The 25,421-nt window shown below is 59.5% G+C and carries 24 protein-coding genes; 8 read left to right on the forward strand and 16 right to left on the reverse strand.

Annotated features, from left to right (window positions below; translation table 11 throughout):
• Nucleotides 1-31: 31 nt before the first annotated feature.
• Together ispG and HDF10_RS19020 are read left to right on the forward strand one after the other, a co-directional pair.
• Nucleotides 32-1,264, forward strand: a complete 1,233-nt coding sequence (gene ispG, locus HDF10_RS19015) for a flavodoxin-dependent (E)-4-hydroxy-3-methylbut-2-enyl-diphosphate synthase (protein ID WP_183816277.1) — start codon at nt 32-34, stop codon at nt 1,262-1,264.
• A 448-nt stretch (nt 1,265-1,712) separates the two neighbouring features.
• On the forward strand, nt 1,713-2,522 hold the full coding sequence (locus HDF10_RS19020; protein ID WP_183816279.1) for a hypothetical protein: 810 nt from the start codon (nt 1,713-1,715) through the stop codon (nt 2,520-2,522).
• A 163-nt stretch (nt 2,523-2,685) separates the two neighbouring features.
• Here HDF10_RS19020 and HDF10_RS19025 read toward each other — a convergent pair whose 3' ends face one another.
• The 7 genes from HDF10_RS19025 to HDF10_RS19055 all read right to left on the reverse strand — a co-directional run bounded on the left by HDF10_RS19025 (nt 2,686) and on the right by HDF10_RS19055 (nt 9,332).
• The gene (locus HDF10_RS19025; RefSeq protein ID WP_183816281.1) at nt 2,686-3,246 is read right to left on the reverse strand and encodes a cytochrome b; all 561 of its coding nucleotides are present in this window, start codon (nt 3,244-3,246) and stop codon (nt 2,686-2,688) included.
• Nucleotides 3,243-4,301, reverse strand: a complete 1,059-nt coding sequence (locus HDF10_RS19030; RefSeq protein WP_183816283.1) for a catalase family peroxidase — start codon at nt 4,299-4,301, stop codon at nt 3,243-3,245. Before HDF10_RS19030 ends, HDF10_RS19025 begins: the two co-directional genes overlap by 4 nt.
• 361 nt (nt 4,302-4,662) lie before the next feature.
• Nucleotides 4,663-5,862: a glycosyltransferase family 2 protein gene (locus HDF10_RS19035; protein WP_183816285.1), complete on the reverse strand. Its 1,200-nt coding sequence runs from the start codon at nt 5,860-5,862 to the stop codon at nt 4,663-4,665.
• Nucleotides 5,863-5,888: 26 nt separating this feature from the next.
• Nucleotides 5,889-6,644 (reverse strand): DUF899 family protein, encoded by a 756-nt coding sequence (locus HDF10_RS19040; RefSeq protein WP_183816288.1) that lies wholly within the window; start codon nt 6,642-6,644, stop codon nt 5,889-5,891.
• A gap of 43 nt (nt 6,645-6,687) precedes the next feature.
• Nucleotides 6,688-7,959: a spinster family MFS transporter gene (locus tag HDF10_RS19045; protein WP_183816290.1), complete on the reverse strand. Its 1,272-nt coding sequence runs from the start codon at nt 7,957-7,959 to the stop codon at nt 6,688-6,690.
• A 240-nt stretch (nt 7,960-8,199) separates the two neighbouring features.
• Entirely contained in the window at nt 8,200-8,628 is a 429-nt protein-coding gene (gene queF / locus HDF10_RS19050; RefSeq protein ID WP_183816292.1) for a preQ(1) synthase, read from the reverse strand.
• A gap of 131 nt (nt 8,629-8,759) precedes the next feature.
• Nucleotides 8,760-9,332 (reverse strand): histidine phosphatase family protein, encoded by a 573-nt coding sequence (locus tag HDF10_RS19055; protein WP_311732827.1) that lies wholly within the window; start codon nt 9,330-9,332, stop codon nt 8,760-8,762.
• 251 nt (nt 9,333-9,583) lie between these two features.
• Here HDF10_RS19055 and HDF10_RS19060 point away from each other — a divergent pair, with 251 nt between their 5' ends.
• From HDF10_RS19060 to HDF10_RS19070, 3 genes are all read left to right on the forward strand, one after another.
• Nucleotides 9,584-10,342: a DUF4386 domain-containing protein gene (locus tag HDF10_RS19060; protein WP_183816294.1), complete on the forward strand. Its 759-nt coding sequence runs from the start codon at nt 9,584-9,586 to the stop codon at nt 10,340-10,342.
• A gap of 268 nt (nt 10,343-10,610) precedes the next feature.
• The gene (locus HDF10_RS19065) at nt 10,611-10,829 is read left to right on the forward strand and encodes a CbtB domain-containing protein (protein ID WP_183816296.1); all 219 of its coding nucleotides are present in this window, start codon (nt 10,611-10,613) and stop codon (nt 10,827-10,829) included.
• Nucleotides 10,830-11,021: 192 nt separating this feature from the next.
• Nucleotides 11,022-11,726 (forward strand): CbtA family protein, encoded by a 705-nt coding sequence (locus HDF10_RS19070; protein ID WP_183816298.1) that lies wholly within the window; start codon nt 11,022-11,024, stop codon nt 11,724-11,726.
• Nucleotides 11,727-11,784: 58 nt separating this feature from the next.
• Here the strand turns inward: HDF10_RS19070 and HDF10_RS19075 are convergent, their stop codons facing one another.
• The 6 genes from HDF10_RS19075 to HDF10_RS19100 all read right to left on the reverse strand — a co-directional run bounded on the left by HDF10_RS19075 (nt 11,785) and on the right by HDF10_RS19100 (nt 18,523).
• Entirely contained in the window at nt 11,785-12,693 is a 909-nt protein-coding gene (locus HDF10_RS19075) for a hypothetical protein (RefSeq protein WP_183816300.1), read from the reverse strand.
• Between the two features lie 59 nt (nt 12,694-12,752).
• A complete protein-coding gene (locus HDF10_RS19080) occupies nt 12,753-13,313 on the reverse strand; it encodes a carbonic anhydrase (protein WP_183816302.1) in 561 nt (186 codons plus the stop codon).
• A gap of 198 nt (nt 13,314-13,511) precedes the next feature.
• Nucleotides 13,512-14,759 (reverse strand): M48 family metallopeptidase, encoded by a 1,248-nt coding sequence (locus HDF10_RS19085; RefSeq protein WP_183816304.1) that lies wholly within the window; start codon nt 14,757-14,759, stop codon nt 13,512-13,514.
• 110 nt (nt 14,760-14,869) lie between these two features.
• Complete coding sequence (locus HDF10_RS19090) at nt 14,870-15,412, reverse strand: type II secretion system protein (RefSeq protein WP_183816306.1); 543 nt, start codon at nt 15,410-15,412, stop codon at nt 14,870-14,872.
• A complete protein-coding gene (locus HDF10_RS19095; protein ID WP_183761282.1) occupies nt 15,406-15,939 on the reverse strand; it encodes a type II secretion system protein in 534 nt (177 codons plus the stop codon). Before HDF10_RS19095 ends, HDF10_RS19090 begins: the two co-directional genes overlap by 7 nt.
• Nucleotides 15,929-18,523 carry a cohesin domain-containing protein gene (locus HDF10_RS19100; protein WP_183816308.1) on the reverse strand — a complete coding sequence of 865 codons (2,595 nt, stop codon included), beginning with the start codon at nt 18,521-18,523 and terminating at the stop codon, nt 15,929-15,931. Before HDF10_RS19100 ends, HDF10_RS19095 begins: the two co-directional genes overlap by 11 nt.
• A 212-nt stretch (nt 18,524-18,735) precedes the next feature.
• Between HDF10_RS19100 and smpB the strand changes: the two genes are divergently transcribed.
• The 3 genes from smpB to HDF10_RS19115 all read left to right on the forward strand — a co-directional run bounded on the left by smpB (nt 18,736) and on the right by HDF10_RS19115 (nt 21,373).
• Entirely contained in the window at nt 18,736-19,275 is a 540-nt protein-coding gene (gene smpB, locus HDF10_RS19105) for an SsrA-binding protein SmpB (RefSeq protein ID WP_260178021.1), read from the forward strand.
• Nucleotides 19,276-19,338: 63 nt separating this feature from the next.
• A complete protein-coding gene (locus tag HDF10_RS19110; RefSeq protein ID WP_183816310.1) occupies nt 19,339-20,895 on the forward strand; it encodes a leucyl aminopeptidase in 1,557 nt (518 codons plus the stop codon).
• A 31-nt stretch (nt 20,896-20,926) separates the two neighbouring features.
• Complete coding sequence (locus tag HDF10_RS19115) at nt 20,927-21,373, forward strand: pentapeptide repeat-containing protein (RefSeq protein ID WP_183816311.1); 447 nt, start codon at nt 20,927-20,929, stop codon at nt 21,371-21,373.
• A 1-nt stretch (nt 21,374) separates the two neighbouring features.
• Here the strand turns inward: HDF10_RS19115 and HDF10_RS19120 are convergent, their stop codons facing one another.
• The 3 genes from HDF10_RS19120 to HDF10_RS19130 form a co-directional block, all read right to left on the reverse strand.
• Nucleotides 21,375-23,408, reverse strand: a complete 2,034-nt coding sequence (locus tag HDF10_RS19120; protein ID WP_183816313.1) for an arginine--tRNA ligase — start codon at nt 23,406-23,408, stop codon at nt 21,375-21,377.
• A gap of 284 nt (nt 23,409-23,692) precedes the next feature.
• Entirely contained in the window at nt 23,693-24,712 is a 1,020-nt protein-coding gene (locus HDF10_RS19125) for a lysylphosphatidylglycerol synthase transmembrane domain-containing protein (RefSeq protein ID WP_183816315.1), read from the reverse strand.
• A gap of 151 nt (nt 24,713-24,863) precedes the next feature.
• Nucleotides 24,864-25,109, reverse strand: a complete 246-nt coding sequence (locus tag HDF10_RS19130; protein ID WP_183816317.1) for a hypothetical protein — start codon at nt 25,107-25,109, stop codon at nt 24,864-24,866.
• Nucleotides 25,110-25,421 lie beyond the last annotated feature (312 nt).

Below are 25,421 nucleotides of genomic sequence, written 5' to 3' on the forward strand. Positions count from 1 at the left end.
GTGCGGTGGTAAACTTAGGGGTGGAGAGTTTATGCCTGAGATACAGCGTCGACGTGCGGTAACGGTGAACATTGGTGGGGTTCGGGTTGGGTCGGATTCACCGGTTGTGGTGCAGTCGATGACCAATACAGACACGGCTGATGTCGAGAGCTCGGTGCAGCAGATTGCCGCGCTGGCTCGTGCCGGCTCGGAGATGGTGCGCGTGACGGTCAACAACGACGAGGCGGCGAAGGCTGTGCCGGCGATCGTTGAGGAGCTGGCGAAGAAGGGCTGGTCGACTCCGATCATTGGGGACTTCCACTACAACGGTCACCTGCTGCTGAAGAAGTATCCCGAGACCGCCAAGGCGCTGGCGAAGTACAGAATCAATCCGGGCAATGTGTCGATCGGGCGGAAGGATGATGACAACTTCCGGACGATGGTTGAGGTTGCGGTGGAGCATCAGAAGCCGGTTCGGATCGGCGTGAACTGGGGTTCGCTCGACCAAGCGTTGCTGACAAAGATGATGGACGAAAATTCGAAGTCGGCCAATCCCCTGCCCGCTCGCGACGTGATGATGGAGGCGATGGTGGTGTCGGCTCTGGATAACGCGGCGGCGGCAGAGCGGTATGGGCTGCGGCGGGATCAGATTATTTTGTCGGCGAAGGTCTCCGGGGTGCGGGATCTGATCGATGTTTATACCGAGTTGGCCAAGCGTTGCGACTATGCGCTGCATCTTGGGCTGACTGAGGCCGGCATGGGGATGAAGGGCGTGGTGGCTTCGGCTGCGGGCTTGGCTCCTTTGCTTCTTTCGGGGATCGGGGATACGGTCCGGGTAAGTTTGACTCCTACTCCCGGTGGGGACCGGTCGGAGGAGGTGCGCTGCGGACAGCAGATTCTGCAGTCGCTCGGGATTCGCAGCTTTATGCCGCAGGTGACCAGTTGCCCCGGGTGTGGTCGGACTACCTCGACCTACTTCCAGGAGCTGGCGGAGCGGATTCAGGGCTACCTTGTGGCCTCGATGCCGGAGTGGAAGAAGCAGTATCCGGGGGTCGAGGAGCTGAAGCTGGCGGTGATGGGCTGCATCGTCAACGGGCCGGGCGAGTCGAAGCATGCGAACATCGGGATCTCGCTGCCGGGTACGTTTGAGGAGCCTAAGGCCCCAGTTTATGTGGATGGCAAGCTGTTCACCACGTTGAAGGGTGATCGGATCGTCGAGGAGTTTCAGGTGATTCTCGATGAGTACGTCGAGAAGCGTTATGGCCGGGTGCTGGTCGAGGTCTAAGCTCCTTCTTTTCTGTTCGATAGCTGTCTCCGGCGAGGTACATTTCAGTGCTTTCCGTGATCTCGGGTACCCCCTCCCCTTGTCGGGTATTTGGACGCAAAATACTTGTATTCAATGGTTTAAAGGGCGGTAGCGACTGCAAATCATTCATAACAAATGAGTTGCGCCTAAAATACTTTTTATCAATGAGTTGCCCTGAATGCTTGTGGTTCCCTGTTTTGGTGTCTATAACAAGTATAGATTCCGGGACAGAACTAATGCGCCACGTGGAAGTGTATGTTTTGAAAAGGTTTGTTCGATTTGGGGACTTGACAAATTCTGACGGCCGATCAGAACGAAGCGTAAAAATCGTGCTCTAAGCGTTTGAGGTGTTGAGGTGACAGGTTCACTTGCCCGACCAATCGCGCGGATCTCCGATGAATCAATGAACAGCGCGGTAGCATAGGCCATGCTCCGTTATTTCCTCATCGCCATCCTTGGGATTTCGTGCGTCAATTTGTTCTGTCAACCCCCGAAGTTTGCACAGTCTCCCAGTGATGCCGAGGGCTTGCTCGCCAAAACCAAGGCGCTTTATGACACTCCTTTCCGTTCGGGTCTCATCAACTTCTCCTGTGCGATTGACTTCGACTTCGCGCAGCATCTCAAGAGCAATTTTGGCGAAGCTGCTCGAACGGACAGTCCTATTGCACAGCTTCTGAAACCGATAAGATATCGGATCTTCGTTGACCGCTCCGGCGCAACCGTCTCAGCTCAGCCCAAGCTTCCAGATTTCAGCCAATTACCTCTCGCTGCGCAACTTGAAGAATCGAACCGTGACCTTATGCAAGTGGGCCTTAGCAATTGGGTGCCATACGCCTATGGAGAGGTACTTCCCATTGCCCCAACCAACTATCAATTTGAGAAAACGGCAACCGGCTATAACCTCTCCATGGACGGTCAGGGCATAACCGGGAAACTCATCCTCGACCATGATCTGCGCGTCGTCAGCGGCATTATTGATACTTCACAGCATATAGAGATCACCACCAAGTTCGTGAGTGCACCAAAAGGTCTGGTCCTAGCTGCGTCCTCCACCGATACGGACCATGCTGGCGTAGCCCGCTTCACCTACACCTACCAGGTCGTCGACGGATTTCAGCTTCCGCAGCGCGTTGGGCTGACCTCGGAACAAAATAAGATGACATTGAACTACACGCTGACGGACTGCAAGACCCAGCACGGGATAGTGGTTCATGTAGCCCCATCAACCAAACCCTAACCGGGTGCTCCCGAAGTTGCTGGCCTGCCTGTAATTTGTCTTTTCTCGTTATCAAAAGTCGCGTCCACGATGAGGCAAGAACGGATTAGTCGCCCATATGTCGGCTTATGTTGAGTAATCGCCAGCTGGACGCATAACGTGCACATCGTACAAGTGGGTTTGCTCACTTGCTCTCTGGGTGGTCATGTGTGAGCACCGGCGCCATTGTTTCGAAGATACCGTCGTTTCTGACCAGTTTATGAAAGAGGATGCCGGCGACGTGCGCCAGGATGACTGCGAAGAAGGCGAATGCCAGGTAGTGATGTGCACGCCACAGGAGCGTATGCAGGCTGGCGCTCACAGGCAGGATCGGCGGAAGATGCACACCGCCGAAGAGCACGACGGGATAGGCTGCAGCGGACAACATTGCCCAGCCGATCAGCGGCATTGCGATCATCAATATGTAGAAGATGTACTGCGACGAGATCGCGGCCAGCTTTAGCGGCTCCGGTAGATCGGCGGGCAACGCAGGCGAACCGTAGATGAGGCGTAGTGTGAGACGAATAAGTGCCAGCACCAGGATGGCGATGCCGAGCGGCTTATGAATCTGGACCAATGTGAGGTACTTGGTGGTAACGGTTGAGACCATGCCGACACCGATAAACAGCATGGACAGAATGCAGACTGCCATGAGCCAGTGAAGTAATCGCTGCGGCGCGGTGAAGCGTGTTCGGGTTGTTGTCATTGCCTGGCTCCTGTCGCGGTACGCGGGTAGTCCGCCTCTTCGGCTGTACGGCTGTTGTACGACCGGGAGTACGCTGCCGAGCGTGCAGCGGGGAATGGGTCATCCGACGTAGTGATTCCGGCCGGCAGTACCGTTGGGTCGTAGTTGATGTCGCGGCACGGGCCGTTGGGCTCTGGTTCAATCTGCTGTACCGTCATTGTTCCAACGTTGATCGTACGACGATCAGCAGGCCACGCCTTGTTGGGGTCCGCAGTCGGGTCGCCGGGGTAGGCCACGGTAACCATCAGGTTCCAGTGCTGAGGGCCCGCAGCCACACGCTGCGTGATCTCCTGCTCTAGATAATCAGGACCGCGCTTGGCTAGCTCCTGTGGCGAAATAGAAACAGGTTGCGCCGCTGGGATCAACGACCAGCGGACAGGATGCTTCGTGCCGGACTCATCGACGAACAGAAAGGAGTTGAGACTGTTGTAAGGCTCCTCCGCATAGCTCTCGGTCCATTGGTCACTCTTAGCCCAGGGGAGAAACGTAAGGAACCCCGGATTTGCGGCAATGAAGTTCTTCATCGCATCGGGGTCCTTGCTTGCGGAGGCAGTCAGGAGGTCGTAAAAGGCCTGGGGATTCGAAACGGGAAAGATCGGTGCATTGATCATGGCACTGCGCCACTGCTGCCCGTCCGGCGTGGTGATGAGGATGCCGACGCCGCGTACACGCACCATTGCATCCTCAGCATTTGGATTCGGAGTGCCAAGGTTGAACCGTCCCACAATCGGATATTGGCCCCGAACGAAGACGGGTGCCTTGGAGAGTGCTGAGCCATCGCCGTTTGCCTCAAAGATTCCTGTGAAGCAGATGCCTTTGGCGTGGTTGCGGCGATGCCCCAACGCCGGGCCGCCCGGAGGTGCCAACGCGGCGACCAACTTTTTGGGCGTCAGCCTGTGCGGTGACAGCCATCCAGCCGTGTATGCGAAACCAATCGCGGCGACGCCGACAACGACAGCAATGAATACGAACGGCCAGAGCCGAAAAGGCTTCGGTGATGCAGGAGACTGAACCATTCAAACCTCGTTTCTTCCATCTGGAAATCTCAAACCGAGACCATCACGGTGTTGCCGGAGACTCTTGCCACTTGACGAAGTGCATCCACCTCGTCGTCTGGCTTTGGCGATCTAAGCCGCGAACTGAGATAAGAATACACAGGCCGTCGGAACGCTTCATGGCGTGATTTCAATCTGGACGAATAAAAAAAGGCAGACCATATGCATCTAGCAGCGCGTCTGCGGTAGCTAAAACTTTGAGTGAGAACCGTCGATAAGTGATTCTTAGTGTTGCCTGGTATTTTTTTGTGCTGCGGTGCCGTGGAGAATTAACCCCAAGCGTCCTTGCAGCGGCGATTGAACCGGCGGGAATCTTTGAAGACTAGCTCTGGGGGCTGGTGAGGTGCGTTTTTTTGCGCAGCTCTGAGAGTGGGTAAAAGGTGCCTCGCCAGGTTACGCCTCCTTGCTTGAGGGTGGTGAGCATCGAGTGGAGCATGGCGCAGACGATGAGGGCGGCGCTGATGGGAAAGAAGACGGCGTACCAGGGAGAGACTTTGCTTTGACGGCTGGAGAGGACGTAGAGAAGTGCTACGGAGAGGAGAGTAAGGATGGCCGGGGTTCGGGTTTGCGGGAGCGCGAGGAAGACGGCCGGGGCTATGCAGAAGAAGGTGGTCCAGAGGCAGGCGAGAAGAGCGAGGGCGGGGTTGTAGCGGAAGATGGCGAAGAAGTTTTTGGTCATGCCGTTGAGGATGCCGGAGACTCCGCTGGCCCAGTGCACGCTGACCAGTCCGGGGCCGGTGGCGATGCGCTGACGGAAGCCCTGGCGCTTGATGCGCGTGCCGAGCGCGAGGTCCTCGACGATCTCCATGCGGAGGGCTTCGAAGCCGCCTAGTTGCTGATAGACGGGGGTGCGGACGAGGTTGAAGGCTCCTACGCCGACGGCGTCGCGGAGGGCTTTGGGGTCGGAGATGCGCCAGGTGCGGACGGCCCAGAGGCTCATGACCTGAAGGTAGCTGAGGAGCATGCCCTCGCCTGGGGATTTGATGAGGGTGGTGGGGAGGAGGACGAAGTGGTCGGCCTGGGTGGCGACGGATTGGGCGAGCGCGAGGCGGAGGGTCTCAGGGCGAAAGAGAATGTCGGCGTCGGTGAAGAGGAGATAGTCGGGGTGGTGGAGGGAGATGGCGTGGCGCGCTGCGTAGGCCATGGCGTGGGTTTTGCCGAGCCAGCCAGTGGGGAGTTCGGTGATGTGTAGGGCGGTGAGTTTGGCTGGATGCTGGGTGGCGAGGGCGTTGAGGATTGCGCCGGTGTTGTCGGTGGAGCGGTCGTCGATGGCGATGAGGTGGAGGTTGGCGTAGTCCTGCTGGAGAAGAGAACTCAGACATGCTCCTATGTTCTTTTCTTCATTGCAGGCCGGGATGATGGCAGTGATGGAGGGATGGTTGGGCGGGGTTCGATTGTGTGCGGGCGCGGTGAGGTCGGGGACGCGACGGAGGCCGATGGCGGAGGTGATGGCCTTCCAAAGCCAGGCGAGGGCTATGAGCCACGCGAGAACTTTGAAGATGAGTGGAGCGGCTACGTGCAATCAATCCTCATATCGATGTGCCGGGATCAATGGTGGTGGGGATGGCAGCAGTCGTAGTCGATCTGCTCGTTCCAGGCCGCGGGACGTCCTTCGGGTGTCATGTCGAAGATGTTCCAGAGGGTGTCGATGGTGCCGAGATGGCGGGGATCCTGGCCGGGGTCTGGGGGAGCGAAGAGCAACTCGGAGCTCCAGAAGTGGCGGATCTGGTCGCCGTCGCGATGGAAGACGGTCATCAGGGGGAGTTGATCGCCGTTGGGGTCTTCGGCTTGGTAGTCGCGTTTGAAGTTGTTGCCGGCGGAGGAGAGGAGTCGGAGGTTCTTCCAACCGCGTTCGCGGACGTAGGTTGCGATGCGTTCGATGGGGGCTTTGGCGATGACGACGAAGTTGAGGCCGGAGGGGGCGAAGTGGATGGCGGTGGGGTCGAGCGAGTCGAGTAAGGCGGTGCAGGAGGGACAGGGTGAGTCTTCGAGCTTGAGCTCGGAGGTTGAGCCGTTGACTGGGCCGGGGCGGGAGTCTTTGCTCCATCGTGGGAACATGAAGTTGTAGACGACCAGTGATTTCTGCTCAGGGGTGAAGAGTTGGGAGAGCTTGATTTTTTCAGGGCTGCCGTTGGGGCCGATGGTGTCGAAGAGGTAGTCTTCGGGGACAGGGCCGCCGGGTGGCAGGTTGCGACGAGCGATTGCTACGGACTCCATGGCGCGGCGAAGGCTGATCTCTTCGTCGAGGAGGCGATTGCGCGCGGCACGGTATTCGGGAGACTCTCCTGGGAAGGTGATGGTCACGAGTTGGTGGCTCCTTGGGATTGCTTTCAGATGAGATGGATGGTCAGGCGGCTACGGTTTCTTCTGAGTGCAAAGGTGGGGCGTAGCGGGAGCCGATAGAGAAGATGACTGCGGCGAGGAGCAGGGTGATGAGGGTGGAGCCGAGGCCGAGGTTGAGGGTGGAGCGGTCGCTGACTGCGCCGATGATGCGGGGGGAGATGGCGTCGCCGAGGGCGTGGATGATGAAGAGCTGGCCGGCCATGGCGGTGGCGCGTATCTCTGGACGGACGGCGTTGAGGGTGGCGGCGTTGACGGGGCCGGTGCCCAGGAAGATGAGGAAGATGGCTACGCCGAGGCCGTAGAGGGTGAGGCTGTGCGGGCCGAAGAAGCAGAGGAGCGCGGGCGGTACGGCGATGGCGGCGCTGATGGCGGGAACGAGGTAGAGAGCTTTGGAGTTGGTGCGGGACCAGCGTTGCGCGATGGTGCCGCCGGTGATGGTGCCGCCGAGGCCGGCGACTACGGTGATGGCTCCCATGATGTAGGCGGCGGAGGATTGGCTGCGGCCGTCGATGCGCTGGAGGAAGGAGGGCATCCACCAGGAGATGCCTCCGAGGGAGAAGGTAACGGCTGCGTAGCCGAGGATGGAGCAGAGGTAGGCGGGGTTCTTGAGGAGGGAGAGGATGGTTCCCTTTTCGAGCTTTGCCTTGCCGTGCTCGCTGGCGGCTGCGTCTCCGCTGGCTCCTCGGGCTGGCTCCTTTAGGAAGATGGCGATGAGGATGGCGAGGATGGCGGCGGGGATGGCGGAGACGATGAAGGACATGCGCCAGCCGTAGTGTTCGCCTACGGTGCCTCCGACTAAGTAGCCTAGCGCTGCGCCAACGGGGATGGCTACGTTGAAGATGGTGAGGACGCGGTTGCGCTGGTCGGGTTCGTAGTAGTCGGCGAGGAGGGAGGGGGCGAAGATGCCGAAGCTGGCTTCGCCGATGCCGAGGGCGGCGTGGCGGAGGTTGAGCGAGTCGTAGGAGTGGACGGTGGCGGTGAGGAAGTTGATGGCGGCCCAGAAGAGGGCGGCGGTGACGATCATGGGCTTGCGGGGGAAGCGGTCGCCTAGCCATCCGGTGATGGGCGAGGTGAACATGTAGGCGATCATGAACCAGAAGGTGAGGCGGCCGATGTGCTCGTCGGAGAGGTGGAACTCGTGCTTGACCTGCTCCTGAACGCCGGGGAGGATGTAGCGGTCGATGTAGTTGACGAAGTTGAGGGCGGTGAGCAGGACGAGGGCGGTGGTGGCTCCGGCGACGGAGGGGGCGCGGGTGGGTTTGGTGGTGGAGGCCATCTGGGTGTCCGCTTCTCCGCTGGGAATCAGTCTCAGGGAAGGATAGCAGGTGGGTTTGGGAGAATTTTTTGTGGCGTGGTGGAGGGTGATTTTGTTTGGGGATATCGCGATTTTTGCGGGTTTTGTGGTGGTGAATTGGTGGTGAGAACGTGGTGGTTTGTGTGGTGGACGTGGTGTTTTGGCTGGCGCATTTTCTGGTGTCAAAGATGCGCCATGTTTTGAGGATTTATTTTTGCGGGACTACTTCGGGCGCGACTCTTCGCGGGGGTAGGTGGCGGTTACTACGGTGGAGATGCCGCCGCGGGGGCGGAAGTCGCCTACGATGACGGCCCAGACGGGGCCGCAGGCTTTGACGACGTCGTCGAGGACCTGGTTGACGATGTTCTCCTGGAAGATGCCGAGGTTGCGGTAGGTGAAGAGGTACTCCTTGAGGGACTTGAGCTCGAGGCAGCTCTGGCGGGGCATGTAGCGGATGGTGAGGCGGCCGAAGTCGGGGAGGCCGGTCTTGGGGCAGACGCTGGTGAACTCGGGGTCGTCGACGAGGATCTCATAGGCCTTGAACTGGTTCTGCCAGGTCTCGATGGGGGGGAAGGTGGCGTCGAGGCCGGACTTGGCGTGGTCGTCGGTGTAGCCGGTCGTGTGCGGGGTGGGGATGGTTGCGGTGCTCATGGTTCTATTTTAGCTTGTCTGGCGCGGGTTTTGGTCTGCGGGCTGGGGTGTGCGCGGTTGGGAAGCGGGTTTCACTACTTCCCCTTCGACTTCGCTCCGCTTCGGTCGAAATGACCTATCTTTTCTTTTGATCACGCTAACGGGATGGCGGCGGCGCGGAGAGTCCAGGTGCGGCCGTTGTGGCGGAGGTCGGTGAGGGTGAGGGGGGCGATGTCTATGCGCCAGAAGGATTGGGGTGGGGCGTGGAGGATGTGGAGGATGGCGGCGCGGATGACGGCGGGGTGCGTGATGGCCAGGGTGTGGCTTGTCTCTTCGACGGCTAGTGTGGTGAGCCAGTTTTGGACTCGCGTGATGAGGGCGGCGATGGATTCGCCTTGGTGTGGGGCTGCGGTTGGGTTGGTGAGCCATTGGGTGATGGCTTCGGGGTCTTCGGCGTGAAGGTCGGCGAGGGAGCGGCCTTGCCATGGGCCGTAGTCGAGGTCGCGGAGTTCAGGGGTTGGGGTGGCGATGAGGTTGAGGGCTTTGGCGGTTTCTTGAGTGCGGAGTTCGGGTGCGGTGAGGATGTGGTGGGCACGGGGTGGTTGCCAGTTGAGGGTGACGAGTTTGGCGAGGGCGAATTCTTCGAGGGGCTCGTCGGAGGGAAAGGCGGAGAGGTGTTGCGCGGAGGTTGGGGCGTGGCTGATAAGGGTGAAGCGGGCTGGCACTTTATTGATTCTCCGCGATGTGTAGTTAAGGGCGATGTTCAGGCTTTTCAAAGATGATGAGTAAACTTGGCTCAGCGATGTGATTGTCGAAAGCTTACGCTCGAAGAAAGACTCCAAATTCGCTGTGACCGTCCTTCTCACGGCCAAACGATCTTAGCGTGGAACTATTGGGCTGTGGCTACGTATCCCTCTGGCATAGTTAGCGGCATTTTCTTCGATAATGGTACTGGGCGCCCTGATAGGAGGTCAGCGTGACCGCCGAGCAAACGATGAACCCGATCTTGAGACGTACGTCGCCACGCGCTTTAGCTAGAATTGGCGGCCTCTTGTACCTTCTCATCATTCTTGGGGGGCTGTTCGCCCCATTCGCTATCGCGCCATCCGGAATGATGCTTGGGAATGCGGCATTGCCGACCGTAACCAAAATTCTTTCATCGCAGTCCTTATACGTTCTCGGTGGTGCCATTCAGCTCTTTGTATATGCGTGTGACATCGGAGTTGCACTGGTTTTCTACGAGTTACTCAAGCCAGTCAACAGGCGGATCGCCCTGCTCGCGACATTTTTCAGGCTTGTTTTCGTCGCAATTGCATGTGCCAACATTGTCAATCACTTCGCACCGCTGGTCTTCCTCTGCGGCCCCGACTCGCTAACATCCTTTACGACCGATCAATTGCAAGCACTCGCAATCGCGTTCATTCGGCTCCGTACATTCGGCTTTGATATCGCGTTGTTGTTCTTTGGCTTCCATTGCATTCTCGTCGGATACCTGATCTTTAGGTCTACCTTCCTCCCGCGTGTGCTGGGAGCTGCGCTTGCAATTGGCGGGGCCGGTTATGTCGCGAACATTTTTGCAACTGCCATACCTCTCACAAGCAGAGTTCATCTTTTTCCCTACGTCATGCTTCCCGCAGGATTGGCAGAGATTCTCTTGACCCTGTGGCTCCTCATTGTTGGCGTAAACCTCCCTAGATGGAAAGACCAAGCAGAGACTGCGGTGCTCCCGTGCTGAAGTGCTCGCTCTTCTCGCAAATGCAGTTTTCGGCGACTTCTTGTGCCGAACTCGAAGTTTACCCACCACCAAATTATTGAAGAGCTTGACTTTGATGATTGTGGGACATAGGGTTGAGGTAGATTTTGATGAGGGTGGAAGAAGCCGGTGAGAGTCCGGTGCGGTCGCGCCACTGTGATTGACTTGAATTTTCGGGTCGAGAGCCAGACGTTCCTTCCTCGTTCGAATGAGCAGTGTGTGGGACGCACGATCCCCTGGAGGTTTTACGATGGCTCAGTCTATTTTTGGTTCGGTTGCACAGCCGGTTTCGATTCCTGTTATTCCGGTGCGTGAGATTCTGCCGTATGCGGTGTTCGGTGGGCTGCTGTTGTTGCTGGCGATCTACTTTGTCGGCGCGGAGCAGGGCGCTACCTCGATGTTCCGTGGGACGATGGTGCATGAGTTTTTGCATGACGGCCGGCATCTTCTCGGCTTTCCCTGCCACTAGAGCGGGTCTTGCGTTGAAGTAAAGCGCGGGCAATCGGACGCAAAGACAAAATACGGGGATCCTTCGACTGCGTGGCTCACAAAGTGCGTGGGCCACTTCGCTCAGGATGACGAGTCATAAGGGTTTGTCGATGCTCACAATCTCGATGTTTAGAATGCCCGTCTACACGTGAAGGGGAACCAGAACATTTTGATGACTCGAACTCTGCTCCTTCGCGGGATGCTGGTGGGTGTTGTTGCGGGCCTGCTCGTCTTCGCGTTTGCACGATGGATCGGCGAGCCGCAGGTGGAGCGCTCGATTGCGTTTGAGACTGCTGGGGATCAGGCTCGGGGTGAGGCTCCTGAGCCGGAGATGGTGAGCCGTCGCGTGCAGAAGAGCTTGGGACTGCTTACCGGTGCGGTGGTCTATGGTGCTGCGGTTGGTGGATTGTTTGGGCTGGTGTTCGCGTTTGCTTATGGTCGGATCGGGGAGCTGGGGCCGCGGGCGCTCGCGGCGGTGCTGGCTGGGCTCGGATTTGTGGCGATTGTGCTGGTGCCGAATCTGAAGTATCCGGCGAATCCTCCAGCTGTGGGGAGTGCGGAGACGATTGGGGTGCGGACTGGCGCTTACTTTTTACTGATTGCGGTTTCGATTGTGACGATGGTGTTTTCTTTGCAGATGCGGCGGCGGTTTTCGAAGAGATTTGGGGAGTGGAACGGTTCCCTGCTGGCGGCTGGTTTGTTTGTGGTGATCGTGAGCGTGGTGGCGCACTTTTTGCCGGAGGTGGATGAGGTTCCGGCGGGGTTTCCGGTGACGCTGATGTGGAAGTTTCGCGTGGCGGCGGTGGAGATTCAGGCGGTGCTTTGGGGGACGCTGGGGCTGGGGTTTGGGTGGTGGGTCGAGTCGAGCTCTAGATGAATTGTGCGACGATCCCGAAGGTTTTAGAAAAGCTTGATCTTAGTTCGAGGACTATTGATCAGCCTATGATGGCTTTCGCATACGAGGCACATTTCTCTACTTCTTCTACCGAACGACCGGTTCCGGCATAGTCGCAGTCTACGTATGCTGTGATGGAAAGTTGCTTCTCCTTCAAGAACTGCAGGACCTCTTTCATGTGCGCTGCGCCTTCTCCAAACGGAACGCTTGGGCCTCCGGGCATCGCGTCCTTGAGATCGAACGCGTACATGGACGCATAGTTGGTTTGGACGAACTGCAGGGCGTCGATCTTTGCTTTGGTCAGGTCGCCTATGTCCGGGTCCATACGGAAGTACTGAGAGGCGGCGAGTTGTGTCTTCAATTCGCTTTCATCGGAGAACTGAAGGCCGACGATCATTCGATGTTTGTCTGCGGCAGCCGCCGTCATGCTTGTCAACGCTGCCGGGAGGCGGGTAACGAGCGAGTCCGCTCCCAGGGCTTTTGCCATCAGGAATAGCCGGTCGATCTCTGCTTCAGAGCTTCCGAATCTGACCGAATAGGATTTAATTCTGAGGCCCTGTTTTTCAAATGTGGACCGGATGTCTTCGAAGTAGCTCATGGGAACCGAGAGTCGCCACTTCGTCAGGGCGGCTGTGCTTGCTTTCTGATCTTCGAGTTGCTGCGGCGTGGGAGACGACTTGGGTGGATTGAAGATACCGGCGGGGAACACGGGGTTGAACTTCGCAGGTTCTACGTGGGTGAATAGAATCTGACAGTCGTGCAGACTCGCTTGTTTCATTGCCTGAATGATGATTGGAATTGCTTCCTCCTGGGAGAGAGCTCGCAGACTCCATGTGTTCAGTCCAAGTCTGAGTCCACTGTCCGCAAATCCGAAGCTCTGGCGCGAGCAGGTGGCTACGGCCGCAAGCGCACCTATTCCCTGGTTGAACTGCCTTCTTGAGAGCTTCATCGATTCCTTCACCAATTCTGGTTGCGTGTTGCTGCGGGTGGATATCACGTGGCACAGAGTTACGTTGTTCGAATCGGCGCTGGCGGGACAACGATCTCAACGAGTCCGGTCGCGACGTCATAGACCAGGCCGGAGACAAGCCACTTGGCCGGCAGTGCGGGAACTGCACGGAGTAGAGCGACATCGGCAGCGACTGAGGCGTAAGGGTCGGTGACGGCTTTTGCTTTGACTTCACTCTCGGGTATTTGGAAGTAATGCGCGAGCTTGTCGGGGTCGCCTGCGAGGCGGGTGATGCCGCAGTCGGTGTGATGGAGGACGATGAGATGAAACTCTCCGCCGCCAGCAGGAGCTCCGCCGAGGACCTGGCCGATTCGTCCGAGTAGACCGAGTTCCTCGAGCAGGACCGGGGTGACCCGGCCACCGATGTTACGGATGACGAGGGCTTCCCCCAGTTTGATTCCCAGGATATGAGCCGGGTCGACGCGCATATCGGCGCAACCGATGATCGTGGCTTTTAAGGTGCCAGACGCGGCAAGAAGCGAGGGCATTAGTGTGCCGGAAGCAGACTGTTGAGCAACAAAAGTTTTGTTACGTTCTAACAGGCCGTCGAGATTACTCATGTTCATTCTCCACGAGAGCGGTTGGGCGATCGTTGGTCCATTGATTGCGAATGGTTCGAGATAGGGCTTAGAGTCGCCGTCGAGCAAGGGTGATTCATACTCTTTGCGTATGAGAAAGAGGAGTTCTGCCGGACGCGCCCGCTACGCGCGAGCCTGCCACTTCGTGGCGAGTACACCTTTGCTTCTGTTGGACGCGTTCTAGTTGCGGCGGCCCAGGGTTGGGCGGTCGTCGGTGCTGCTGGCTGGATTGTTCGGGTTGTTGGGGTCGTTGTTGCCGTTGCCGCTGGCAGTGCGACGGAGTGTGGGCTTGTTGCCGCCCTTGCCGTCGTTGATCTTGCGCTTGTTCTCGAGACGGGCGAGGCGGGACTTCACATCGTCGAACTCGGAGGTGGTGACCATGTAGTCGGGGCGTGCGGGGAGGATGGTGGCAATCTCCTCCTCAGAGTGCATGATGCGGTCGGGGGTCTGGGGGTGGTCGGCGAAGACCTTGGCGAGGGTGCCGGGCTTGTGCTTCTCGAGGGCGTCGAGTTTTTCGAAGAACTGGACGAAGGCCTGGGGATCGTAGCCGGACTTGTACATGTACTGGACGCCTAGCCAGTCGGCTTCGGCCTCGTCCATGCGGGAGAACTGCAGGAAGCTTAGTGGGATGGCGAGCTGAGTGGCCTCGTAGATGCCGTAGCCGGTCCAACTGCCCTGGGTGAAGATGATGAGCGGGATCGAGCCGATCTGCGCGTAGTTCATCTTGGTCATCTGTCGGGCGGCGTGGTGGGCGCAGACGTGGGCGGTCTCGTGGGCCATGACGCCGGCGAGCTCGGCTTCCTCGTCAGCGGCGAGGATGAGGCCGGAGTTGACGTAGAAGAAGCCGCCGGGAAGGGCCATGGCGTTGATCTCGTCGGAGTCAATGACCTTGATGGTGAAGGGGACCTTGCAGTCGGAGTTTTTGACGATGTTCTGGCCGACACGGTTGACGTACTCAACGATGAGGGGGTCGTTGACCATGTGAGCGGATTTCTCGATCTCCATGGAGTACTGCTTGCCGGTGCGGATCTCCCAGTCGGTGGAGTACCAGTTGGCGAGGCCGCGGCCGCCGATGTTGCGGGTGCCTACGGAGTTGACGTCGTCTTCGCTGCCAGGCTTGATGTTGGTCTTGAGGTCCTCGCCGGGGGATGGGAGGCGGTCGGTTTTGTTAGCGGCTTTGACGGCCGCTGCGGCGTCCTTGCTCTCTTTGGGGGTGGCGGTGGGGTGGCCGGGGATGGGCTTCTCGGCGGGAACGTCGGAGGGGATGGTGGCGGTGGTGGGGGTGGTTTGATCGGGTGCGCTGGACGGTGTCGTGCTGGGCGTCTGCGGAGGCGGCGTGTTGACCGGGGTTTGGGTTTGAGTCTGCGACCACGCTGCGACGGAGAGGGTGAGGAAGGCGGTCAGGCCGAGGTGCGTGACGGATCGCATGTGGGGTCTCCTGGTGGGCCGCTTCCCTGCTGAGGCGGACGCAGCTCGACGAGTCTTAGACCATAGTATGCGCCTTTTGGTGAGCGAAGGGATACTGGACGGCGGGGGGGTTACCAGGTGTTGTAGGAGGTGCCGTCGGAGGCGGTTTGCTGGGCTCCGCTGTGGACGTCGTCGATGCCGGTTTCGGTCTGGTCGAGGCTGATGTTGGTGTCCTCCTGGACGGGGAGCCAGGTGTCGGAGCGGTGGGTGAAGGGGTCGACGGGCATGGACTTGAGGTAGCCGGCCTGGACGAGGTCGTCGAGGGATTGGGGGGCCTTGGCTTTGTCGACGGTGTAGGAGTCGATGGCCTGGCGCATGGTGTGGAGGTCTTCTTTGAGGACGGCCTCTTTGGCATTGCGGATGTTGCTGGTGTAGGCGGGGATGGCGATGGCGGCGAGCAGCCCGATGACGACCATGACGATCATCAGCTCGAGGAGGGTGAAGCCTGAGGTGGGAGAGGATTCAGGGCCCAGGGTGCAGGGCTCAGGTTTTGTGGCTGGTGTTGGGATGGCTGGGGTCTGTGAGAGTCGTGGCGCTCCGAACAAAATGCGGGGATCCTTCGCTACGCTCAGGATGACGTGTTTCTTTTGCCGGATTGGATTGGTGGCTACCATGTGGAGTACTTTGTACCGTCGAGTGCGGTTCCGGTGCTCTTGCTGTGGACGTCAAAGACGTTCTGGCCGCCGAAGGAGTCGGAGTCCGTGTCGTCCTGGTTGGAGCGCAGGCCCCAATCGGTGTTGTTGGTCATGGGGTCGACGGGGATGCGACGAAGAAATTTTACCTTTTTTCCCTGGGCAGCGGTGACCTCGACTCCGTCGACGAGGGTTTGCAGGTCGGGGGGGTAGCCGAGGGAGTCGGCTTTGATCTGGAAGGCTCCTTTGTCCGCGGCGTCCTTGTAGTGGTCGATGGCGTCGCGCATCTCCCAGAGGTCGCGGCGGAGTTCGCGCTCTTTAGTGCGCTTGACCTGGAAGCGGGCGATAGGGATGGCCGCGGAGGCGAGCAGGGCTACGATGGCTACGCAGATGATGAGCTCGACGAGGGTGAGGCCAGATTGAGGGTGTAGGGTGTAGGGCTTAGGGTTTAGGGTGTAGCGTACTCTACGCCCTGAACCCTGCACCCTACACCCTGATTTACTTGACATGCACCGTGGCCTGCGAACCGACGGCCGGAAGATTGGCCTGCGCGCTGTTGAGAGCGCCGACTTTGACGAGGGCGAGGGTGGAGTCTCCAGGGGCGATGGCCTTGAAGGTGAGGGTGCAGAGGCTGCCGGTTCCGCTGACGCCCGGGGTGTTGGGCGGACGGATGGAGGAGATGGCGACGAGGCCCTTGTCTTCGCGGTGGACGAGGGAGACGGCCTGACCATCTTTGCCGAGGAAGTTTCCGGCGTCGACGTTGACGAGTTGCAAGAGCGCTGGGTTGAATTGGAGCTGGAGGGGCACGGAGAAGATGTCGTGTCCGTTGCCGAGCATGACGGCGACCTGGAAGGTGCTGCCGACGGGCTGGGTGGAGTCGGGCGGGACGACGGTGAAGCTGACGGGCGGGCCACCTACGGTTGGGGTTGCCGGGGTCTCTGGTGTTTGGGCTGCCGGGGGTTGAGTGGCTGCGGGCTGCGTGTCAGGAGTTTGCGCTCCGGGCACGTAGTTGGGAGGAGGAGCGACGGGGGCAGCCTGCTGGCTTAGCTGCTGGACCATGGTGCTGGCAGCGTTGGCTGCGCTGGTGGGTGAGGCAGGTTTGCGAACCGAGTTGCTGTAGACGGGCTCAGAGTCGCTGTCGTTGGCGGAGACGTCGCGGCGCAGCTCGATCGACTGGCCGGTGCCGGTGTCGATGGGGCGGACGTTGGCGCGGGTGAGGACGGACTCGCGCACGATGTGGGGGATGATGATGAAGACGATCTCTTGCTTGTCGTTGACCTTGTCGCGCGAGGAGAAGAAGTACTTGAGGAGGGGCATCTCGCCGACGCCTGGAGTGCCATTGATGTTGAGGCTGTCCGTCTTGGTGATGATGCCGGCGAGGAGGGTGGGTTCGCCATCTTTGAGTGTGATCACCTGCTCCGAGGTGCGCTGACCGATGACGGGCTCGGTGACGCCTGAGATGGTGACGTCAGAGATGTGCGAGAGCACCTCGATCTTCATCTTGAGGGTGACCTCGCGGTCATAGTGGACGGTAGGCGTCATGTCGATGTTAACGCCGATGTCGAGGTAGGTGAACTGGGTCTGAACGCCGATGCTGGCGACGCCGGTGGAGACACCGGCGTTGTAGGAACCTGTGGCGACGGGGATCTTCGAACCAATCTTCATGGTGGCGCGCTGGCCGTCGGTGGCGCGGATGCTGGGGTTCTGGAGGATGCGGGTATCAACGTCGCTAAGGAGCGCGTTGAGGGTGCCGCCGGTGATGCCTACGGCGAAGTTGTTGGCGTTGAGGTGGGCTAGGGTGTTGAGGGTGAAGTTGGAGGGGGTGTTGTTGCCGTTGGACGGGGTGCTGCCGCTGCCGCTGCTGGACGAGCTGGTGGGGGTGGCCTGCGGGGTGATGGTGATGGAGGTGGGGAGTGTGATGCCGAGGTTGTGCTCGACGTTCTTGTTGACTTCGAGGACGGCTACATCAACGACCACTTCGGGGCGGGCACGATCGAGGTCGTTGAGGAGTTTCTGAGCGAGGAGGAGCTGGTCGGGCGTGGCGCGCATGACGATAGCGTTCTGGCTGGGGACGAGATAGATCTTGACGCTGGGGTCGAGCAGATTGCGGATGGCGATGACGACTTCGTTGGCGTCGTTCTGCTGGCTGGCGTTGGTGAGATAGAAGGTCTGAACGGCCTGTTCGTCGATGTCGGTGCGCTTGGTGCGCGAGTTGGTGGCGACGAAGATGGTGTTGGGCGTGATGGCCTTGTAGAAGGTGCCGGAGATGGTGCCGACGATGCGGAGTGCGTCCGAGAGGGTAACGTTGGTGAGATCGACGGGGATGCGCTTGGAGCTGTAGTCGGGGTCGAAGAGGACGTTGAGGCCGGCTGCCTTGCCGATGGCCTCGTAGATGACTTTCACATCCTCGACCATGTGGAGGGTGATGGGATCGTTAGTGACGGGCTTAAGTTCGACCGGGCCAGCGATGGAGCCAAGCGTGCTGAGGGTCTCGTTCTGGCGCGACATCTGCTCCTGCGCCTGCGGAGTATTGTCGCGCTCTACCTGCTGCTCCCGTTGGATCTGATTGATCTCCTGCTGAGCGGCCTGGTTGCCGGAGTCGATCTGGAGGGCGCGGGTGAACTGGGCCATAGCCCCCTGAAGGTCGCCGCTCTGGCGGAGGACACGGCCGCGATCGACGTGGGAGACTGCGGCCTGATATCGCATGCGGTCGAAGTGCTCCTGGAAGCGGAGGTCCTTCGGCTTTTTGAGGACTGCTTTGTGATAGTCCTCGTAGGCTGTGTCGAAGTCCTGGCGCGCTTCGGCGTCTTGACCGCGCTTGTCCCACTTGGCGGCCGACTGGGCGTGGGCGGTTGTGGCGCAGAGGCTTGCGATGCTGCAGAAGAGCAAAGCAGGGAGCACACGACGAAGAGTGATGAATAGATTGCTGATTGATTTGTACAGGCGACCCATGCTGCTTCCGTTTTCGTCCTTTACACCGTGAAGAGTCTGGCGTTTGCCGGAGATAACGCCTGCCGGGAAGATCTTTCCGGCGTGGGCGCTGCCTGTGGGGGCCGTGCCTGCCAGGCTGCTGCGCTCGGGTGAGTATAGCATTCGCTCCAAAGTCGACCTCGTCAAAAAGTGGGTAGGTGTCTGGGTTGGTCCGCGGTCGTTTTGGGGCACGGCTCGCGGCTGGACGATTGGGCAGAACTCATGACGTCAACCAGGACTGACGGACGAGGTTGTGATTAGACGCGCGGGGCTTTGCGCGGGTGAGGGCTCGGGTGTCAATCGAAAGTTGCAGACATGTTAAAGTAAGAGATTGCATGGCACGTTCTATGTCCAACACGACAGCCGCCCACCAGCCCAAGCCGGTGGTGAAGGAGAAGGACCGCGACCCGGTTGCGGCGGGCAAGAGAGATGCCGCGTTCAACCGGTCGGCGAGTTTTAACTATTTTTTGACAGACAAGTTTGAGGCCGGCGTGGCGCTGCGCGGGACCGAGGTGAAGTCGATCCGTGAGGGGAAGGCTAATCTGAAGGACGCGTATGGGCTGCTGAAGGACGGCGAGTGTTTTCTGCTGAATGCGCACATCGGACCGTTCTCTCATGGAAATGCGATGAACCATGATTCGCTGCGTACCAGGAAGTTGCTGCTGCATAAGAGCGAGGTGCGGAAGCTCGAGGGTATGACGAAGCAGAAGGGATTTACGCTGATCCCTACACGACTTTATTTTCGCAACGGGCGGGTGAAGTGCGAGATCGCGCTGGCCAAGGGCAAGCAGGAGTGGGACAAGCGCGCCACCGAACGCAAGCGCGAGGCCGATAACGAGGCCAAGGCCGCGGTTGCCCGGAGTCAACGAGGGTAGTTCTACTTTCGTTGTAGTTTTACTTCCAAAGTGATCGACGTGCAGTCGGGTTACGATAGACACATGGACACGAAGTTACTCTTTCAGGATGCTGCTGGGTTCCAGACGCCGCTGCTGGCTGTATTTGCCGTGGATATCGCAGTGGGCAAAGATGCGGAGCCGCTGGTGGCTTTGTTGACGACGTCTGATGCGGTGGCGAATTCGGTGGCGAAGGTTCTGGCTTCGGGCGAGTTCAAAGCTACGGTGGGCGAAACGTTGCTGCTGCACGGCCCGAATGGGTTGAAGACGGAGCGGTTGCTGGTGGTGGGGCTGGGCAAGGCGAAGAGCCTGTCGGTGGATGAGGTGCGGAAGGGCGCGGGGACTGCGGTGCGCACGGCCAAGCCGCTGGGAGTGCGGGAGATGGCGATTGCGTTTCCGGAAGACCATGCGCTGGACGACGAGCATCTGGAGACGCTGCCCTGTGCGTTGCTGTCGCGTGTGCTGGTAGAGGGAGCGGAGCTGGCGGAGAAGGATTGGGATACGTATCGGAGTGAACGGAAGGACCGCTCAGTGCGGTCGCTTTCGGTGATTGCGAAGGAGGCGGAGAAGTCGACTCGGGAGGAGATTCAGGAGGGCTTTGATGCTGGAGTGATTGTGGCGGCGGCGCAGAACTTTACGCGGTCGCTGGTGAATGAACCGGGCAATGTGCTGACGCCGACGGAGCTGGGCAAGCGCGCGGCGGCGATGTGCGCGGAGATGGGATTGAAGTGCGAGGTGCATTCGACGGCAAAGCTGCTGGAGTTGAAGATGGGCGCGTTTGCTGCGGTGGCGCAGGGATCGGAGCAGCCGCCGGCGCTGATTGTGATGACGTACGAGCCGAAGCTCGGGAAGGGTGAGGTGCTGGCTAAGGATGCTCCGGTGCTGGGGCTGGTGGGGAAAGGGATTACGTTTGATACGGGCGGGATTTCGATCAAGCCGGGCGATGGCATGGAGAAGATGAAGTACGACATGGCGGGTGCGGCGGCGATGATTGGCGCGATGCAGGCGATTGCGCAGCTGAAGCCGAAGGTGAGGGTGATCGGGGTGGTGTGCTCGGCGGAGAATATGCCGGATGGGAAGGCTTATCGGCCGGGCGATGTGGTGACGGCGATGTCGGGTAAGACGATTGAGGTGATTAATACCGACGCTGAGGGACGGCTGGTGCTGGCGGATGGTTTGCACTATGCGAAGACGCTGGGGTGTACGCATCTGATCGATGCGGCGACGCTGACTGGTGCTTGTGTGGTGGCGTTGGGGATTGTGAATGCGGGGCTGTTCTCGAATGATGAGGCGACTTGGCAGAAGTTTGTGGACGCGACGAAGATCTCGGGGGAGAAGTTCTGGCGGCTTCCCTGCACCGATGATTACAAGGATCAGATCAAGAGCCATATCGCGGATATGCGGAATACGGGCGCGAATCGTTGGGGTGGGGCGATCTCGGCGGCGATGTTTTTGAAGGAGTTTGTGGGGGAGACGCCGTGGGTGCATCTGGATATTGCTGGGTGTGCGTGGCACGATGAGAATAAGCCGTGGATTGCGAATGGGCCTAGCGGGGTGGCGGTGCGGTCGATTCTGGAGTGGGTAAGAGGGTACGAGGCTTAGAAGAGACTCTAGCGAGGGCACGCGGGATAGGATGCTGATCAAGGATAGAGCAGGAAATGTTCTCATTGAGATGGATGAAACGACGCAGCTAGATGGAGCTGCTCTACGCCACGCAGACTTTTCGCATCTGGATCTGGAAGGGTATGATTTCTCGGATACCGACCTTCGCGAATCCGATTGCAGCGGAACTACGTTCTACTGGACCAATTTTTTCAGAGCCAATTGCGAAGGAGGCATTTTTTTAAAAGCTCGTTTTTGTGGAGCTGTTCTCGATTTCGTAAATTTTCGATTTGCAAATCTTGACGGCGCATATATTTCCTTCGATAATTTGCGCTCAGGATGCAGCCTACTCGGGGCAGACTTTTCATCAGCGAATTTGGAAGGTGCCGACCTCAAAGGCTCAAGATATAACCGCGAGACTATCTTCCCCGCAGGTTTCGATCCACAGTCGCAAGGGATGTTGTTCGTAGAAAAATAGCTCACATGACGGGCGGGGCTTCTATGCCTTGGTAGGCCAGGGCGCGGGTCATCTCGCGTTGGGCTACTGCTGCGGTGGCGAGTAAAAGGGCTTTTCGGGTGGGGTCGGTTTCGTTGAGGACGTGATGGCGGTGGTAGAAGTTGTTGAACTGCTGGGCCAGCTGGAAGGCGTACTTCGCGAGGTAGGCTGGCTCGGCCGTGGCTATGCATTGCTCGATGAGCAGCGTGAGTTTTGAGGCTAAGAGCCAGGTCTCCCAGAGGCTGCTTCCCTCTTCGGTGTCGAGGAGGGTGGAGAGGTCGAGTGTGGCGATGGCTGCGAGGGATGCGGCTTCGGTGGTGTTGGCTTTGCGAAAGATGTTGGCGGCGCGGACGATGGCGTACTGGACGTAGGGGCCGGTCTCGCCTTCGAAGCTAAGGGCGTCTTTGAAGTCGAAGGCGATGATGGTGTTGCGGGTGAAGCGGAGCATGAAGTAGCGGAGGGCGCCTACTGCGATCTGTGTCGCGATGGTGAGGCGCTCGGTGGGTTGGATCTCGGGGTGGCGGGTGTCTACTTCGGACTTTGCGGCGGCGATGAGTCGGTCGAGCAGGTCGTCGGCTTTGACGCCGAGGCCTTTGCGGCCACTGACTTCGATGAAGGGCTTCTTCTGATCTTCTTCGCTGATGGTGTAGCCGAGTTCGACGGCGCAGCGGGGGGTGAGGGCGACCATCTCGTAGCTGAAGTGGGTGTAGCGGTCGGCGGCTTCGGTGTAGCCCATGCCGCGTAGGGCGGCGATAACGTTGTTCTGCGGATCGTTCTGGCGGGAGTCGATGACGTTGTAGATGGTGTCGGCTTTGCCGAAGGTAGGGTGCTTGGGGTCGCTGGGGCCGGAGGTGGAGATCCAGCAACAGTGGTCGGGGTACTCGTGAAACTTTGCGTAGCCGAAGTCCTTGCCGGGGAGGAGGCCGAACTTCCAGAGGTGGTAGGCGATGTCTTTGCCGACGTAGGTGACGGTGCCGTTGGAGCGGACGATGACCTTGGCGTCTTCGTCGGGGAGGCTGGAGTCTTCGACAGCTATTTCTTCTGACGTGTCTGCGCGTTCTTCTTGCGTGCCTGCGCGGCGCATGACGTAACAGCCTTTGTTCTTGCCAGCGGTTTCGAGGTAGAGGACACCTTTTTCGAGCATGAGTTCGCGGGCGGCGTCCCAGAAGTGGAGGGAGAGGATCTCGCTTTCGCGGGGGAGGAAGTCGTACTCGATGTTGAGGCGCTGCATGGTTTGCAGATGACGACGAAGGACGGCGGTGGAGATGAGGTCGGCTATATCTGCGGTGTCGTTGTGGCCCATTTCGAGCGCGTGGAGGGTGTCGAGGCGGAGCTGCTTGCGGGCTTCGATGTGTTCGGGGTCGGCGGTGTACCACTGGGAGACTCGGGCGTAGAGGTCCCAGCAGTAGAAGTCGATGCGCTGGTTGGTCTCGAGGAGTTCGGTGAGGAGCTCGCGGGTGCTGGTGAGGGTCTTGCCTTCGAGGTAGACGAGGCCGACGACTACATCTGCGACCTGGACGCCGGTGTTGTCGATGTAGTTTTGTACGCCGACTTCGTAGCCCGTTTTGAAGGTGTCGGGACGGAGGAGGCGCTGGAAGGTGTCGCCGAGGATGGCGTTGCGGAGGTGGCCGATGTGGGCGGCTTTGTTGGGGTTGATGCTGGTGTGCTCGACGAGACGGAAGCCGGGGCCGCCGATGTTGGCGTGCTGGTCGGCGGCGATGCGGCGAACGGCGGCGGCGCGGTCGAGGCGGATGTTGAGGTAGCCTGCGCCTGCTACTTCTACGCTGGCTACGCCTTCGGGGAGTTGGGTGGAGAGCTCGACGGCTAGCTCCGTCGCGATGGCTCGGGGGGCTTTGCGGAGGCGCTTGGCCAGCTCGAAGGCTACGGGGAGGGCTAGTTCGCCGAGGGCGATGCTGGGGGGCTGCTCGACGACGAGGTTGGTGAGGGTGACGTCGTACTTCGCGAGGAGGATGGCCTGGATGCGGGCCAACAGAGACTGCTGGATTGTGCGATACATGCTTTGGGGGTCACCACTTTGCAATTCAGTTGGAAGATGGGTTCAGTTTACTAGAGGCTTGTCCTGCCGGACGGGCCCACTGCGCGTGGGGCGGTCACTTCGTGACTTGTATACCCCTTCGGTTGCGCTCTCGTTGGTCGCGAGGGATCTTGTGCCGACCAACGGGAGGAGCACGCGAAGCTCTAAAAAGGCGTGTGAACGCCCGCCGAATCGGGGTCCCCACAAACAGGTCTTCGTTTGTGGGGTGACTAAGCGCCGGAGGCCCGTCTGGCAGGACCTATCTTTTACGGCAGCCGGGCCGGCAGATCTTCAATCTCTTCGAGCAGAGGCTTGTGGTTGTGGATGCGGATGCGATGGATGAGGAAGATGATGCCACCGGCTCCGGTGACCGAGAGGAGCATCCAGACGTGGATGGCGAGGCCGAAGACAGCGGATTGCGACATCGACGCACCGTGGTTGACGAGAGAGGTTTTGACGGCTAGCTCGAAGGGGCCGATGGCGCCGGGGGAGCTGGGGATGAGATAGGAGAGGTTGGCGAAGGAGACGGCGAGCCAGGCGGCTATGCCGTCGACCGAAAGACCGAGGAGACGGATGGCAGAGAGAAAGATCATGCCTTCGCAGGTCCAGATGACGACCGATTGCAAGAGCAGAAGGAGAGAGCCGACGACGCCGAGGCGGCCGGTTGCGTCGAGGGCGAGGGTGATCCAGTGTTCGATTTTTTTCAACAGGGGGCCGGCAGGGAGACGGGCGAAGAGCCGCTGCACTGGCGCCTGCAGGCTGCGCGCCGCTACGAGGAGGATCAGCAGACCGATGGCTGAGACGGCGAGCGAGATGTTGGCAATGAGGCGAAGGCGCGGTGTGGCTATTCTGCCTACGGTCGAGACAAAGAGGAGGACGAGGACGAAGATGTCGAGGAGCTTTTCGAGGATGACGGTGCTGAGAATGACTGAGGGTGCGGTGCCGAGGTCGTCCGAGTAGGTGAAGATGCGCATGATGTCGCCGATGCGTAAGGGGAGGATGTTGTTGGCGGCGAGCGAGGTCATGAGGACGCGGGCGCAGACGGCGAAGTGGGCGCGGAGGGAGCGGCCGTTGCACGGCATCATCTGGCTCCAGCGAACGCAGCGCAGGGTGTAGCTGGCGAGGGTGAAGCCGAGAACGCCGAGAATCCACGCCGGGTGCACGGCGCGGAGGGCGCGGAACTCGTTGAGCTGAATGTTATGGAAGGTGTACCAGAGGAAGAAGGCGCTGATGAGAAGGCCGGGGATGGTCTTCAGCAGGTTGCGGCTGTTGGCGGCGGCGCTCATGCGGGCAGCCTGAGGGATGCCGGGCGATGGTTGGTTTCGCGGGGGACCGGAAGGGGAAAGGGACGATCAAACATGCAGCTTCGATTGTATCGTCTGCGTGTTGCCGATCCTCTTGCGTTTTGCGTTGCGGAAGCAGTATGCGTCGGGGCAGTTAAACGGAGACGGAGACGAAGACACTGCGGAAGGCCTCTTCGTCCTGCTGCGGATTTTTTCTGCGTTGTGGGTCGGGCTCTGCCTGGGCCTCGACGCGGGAGATCGCTTCGTCCTCGTCGCTGGCTGCGAAGCTGCTGAGTCTTCGGCGTACGGCGGCTGCGGCTTTTCTGGCTTCCTGGGCCTGAAAGGTGGATTGGGTAGAGCCCAGAGCAAGCTGGCTGACCGGACTGCTGTGAATGTGCATGGTGTGGCCTCTCCTGGTGTTGTCTCCTTCGTACGGCTTGATGAACCTGCCCTTGTAGAGCAATCGGAGGGCCAACTTGCAGGAACGCGGGATGAGAGATTTCTATGTATTGTGCGCGGCTTTTTTTGATTTGGGAGAGACGTAGGCTGAATCGATGTTTTGACGTCTAAGCCAGAGAGTTTGTCTTCGTTGAGGTGTTTGTTGAGAAGTGCGCGAATTTGATCGCGAGGAGTTGCATGGCTTTCGATTACGATTTCGCAGAACGCAGAACTGATGTCATGCGATAGAAACTAAGACCACGCAGGAGCAGGA

It is taken from the genome of Tunturiibacter empetritectus (genome assembly GCF_014201375.1).
Lineage (GTDB): Bacteria > Acidobacteriota > Terriglobia > Terriglobales > Acidobacteriaceae > Edaphobacter > Edaphobacter lichenicola_D.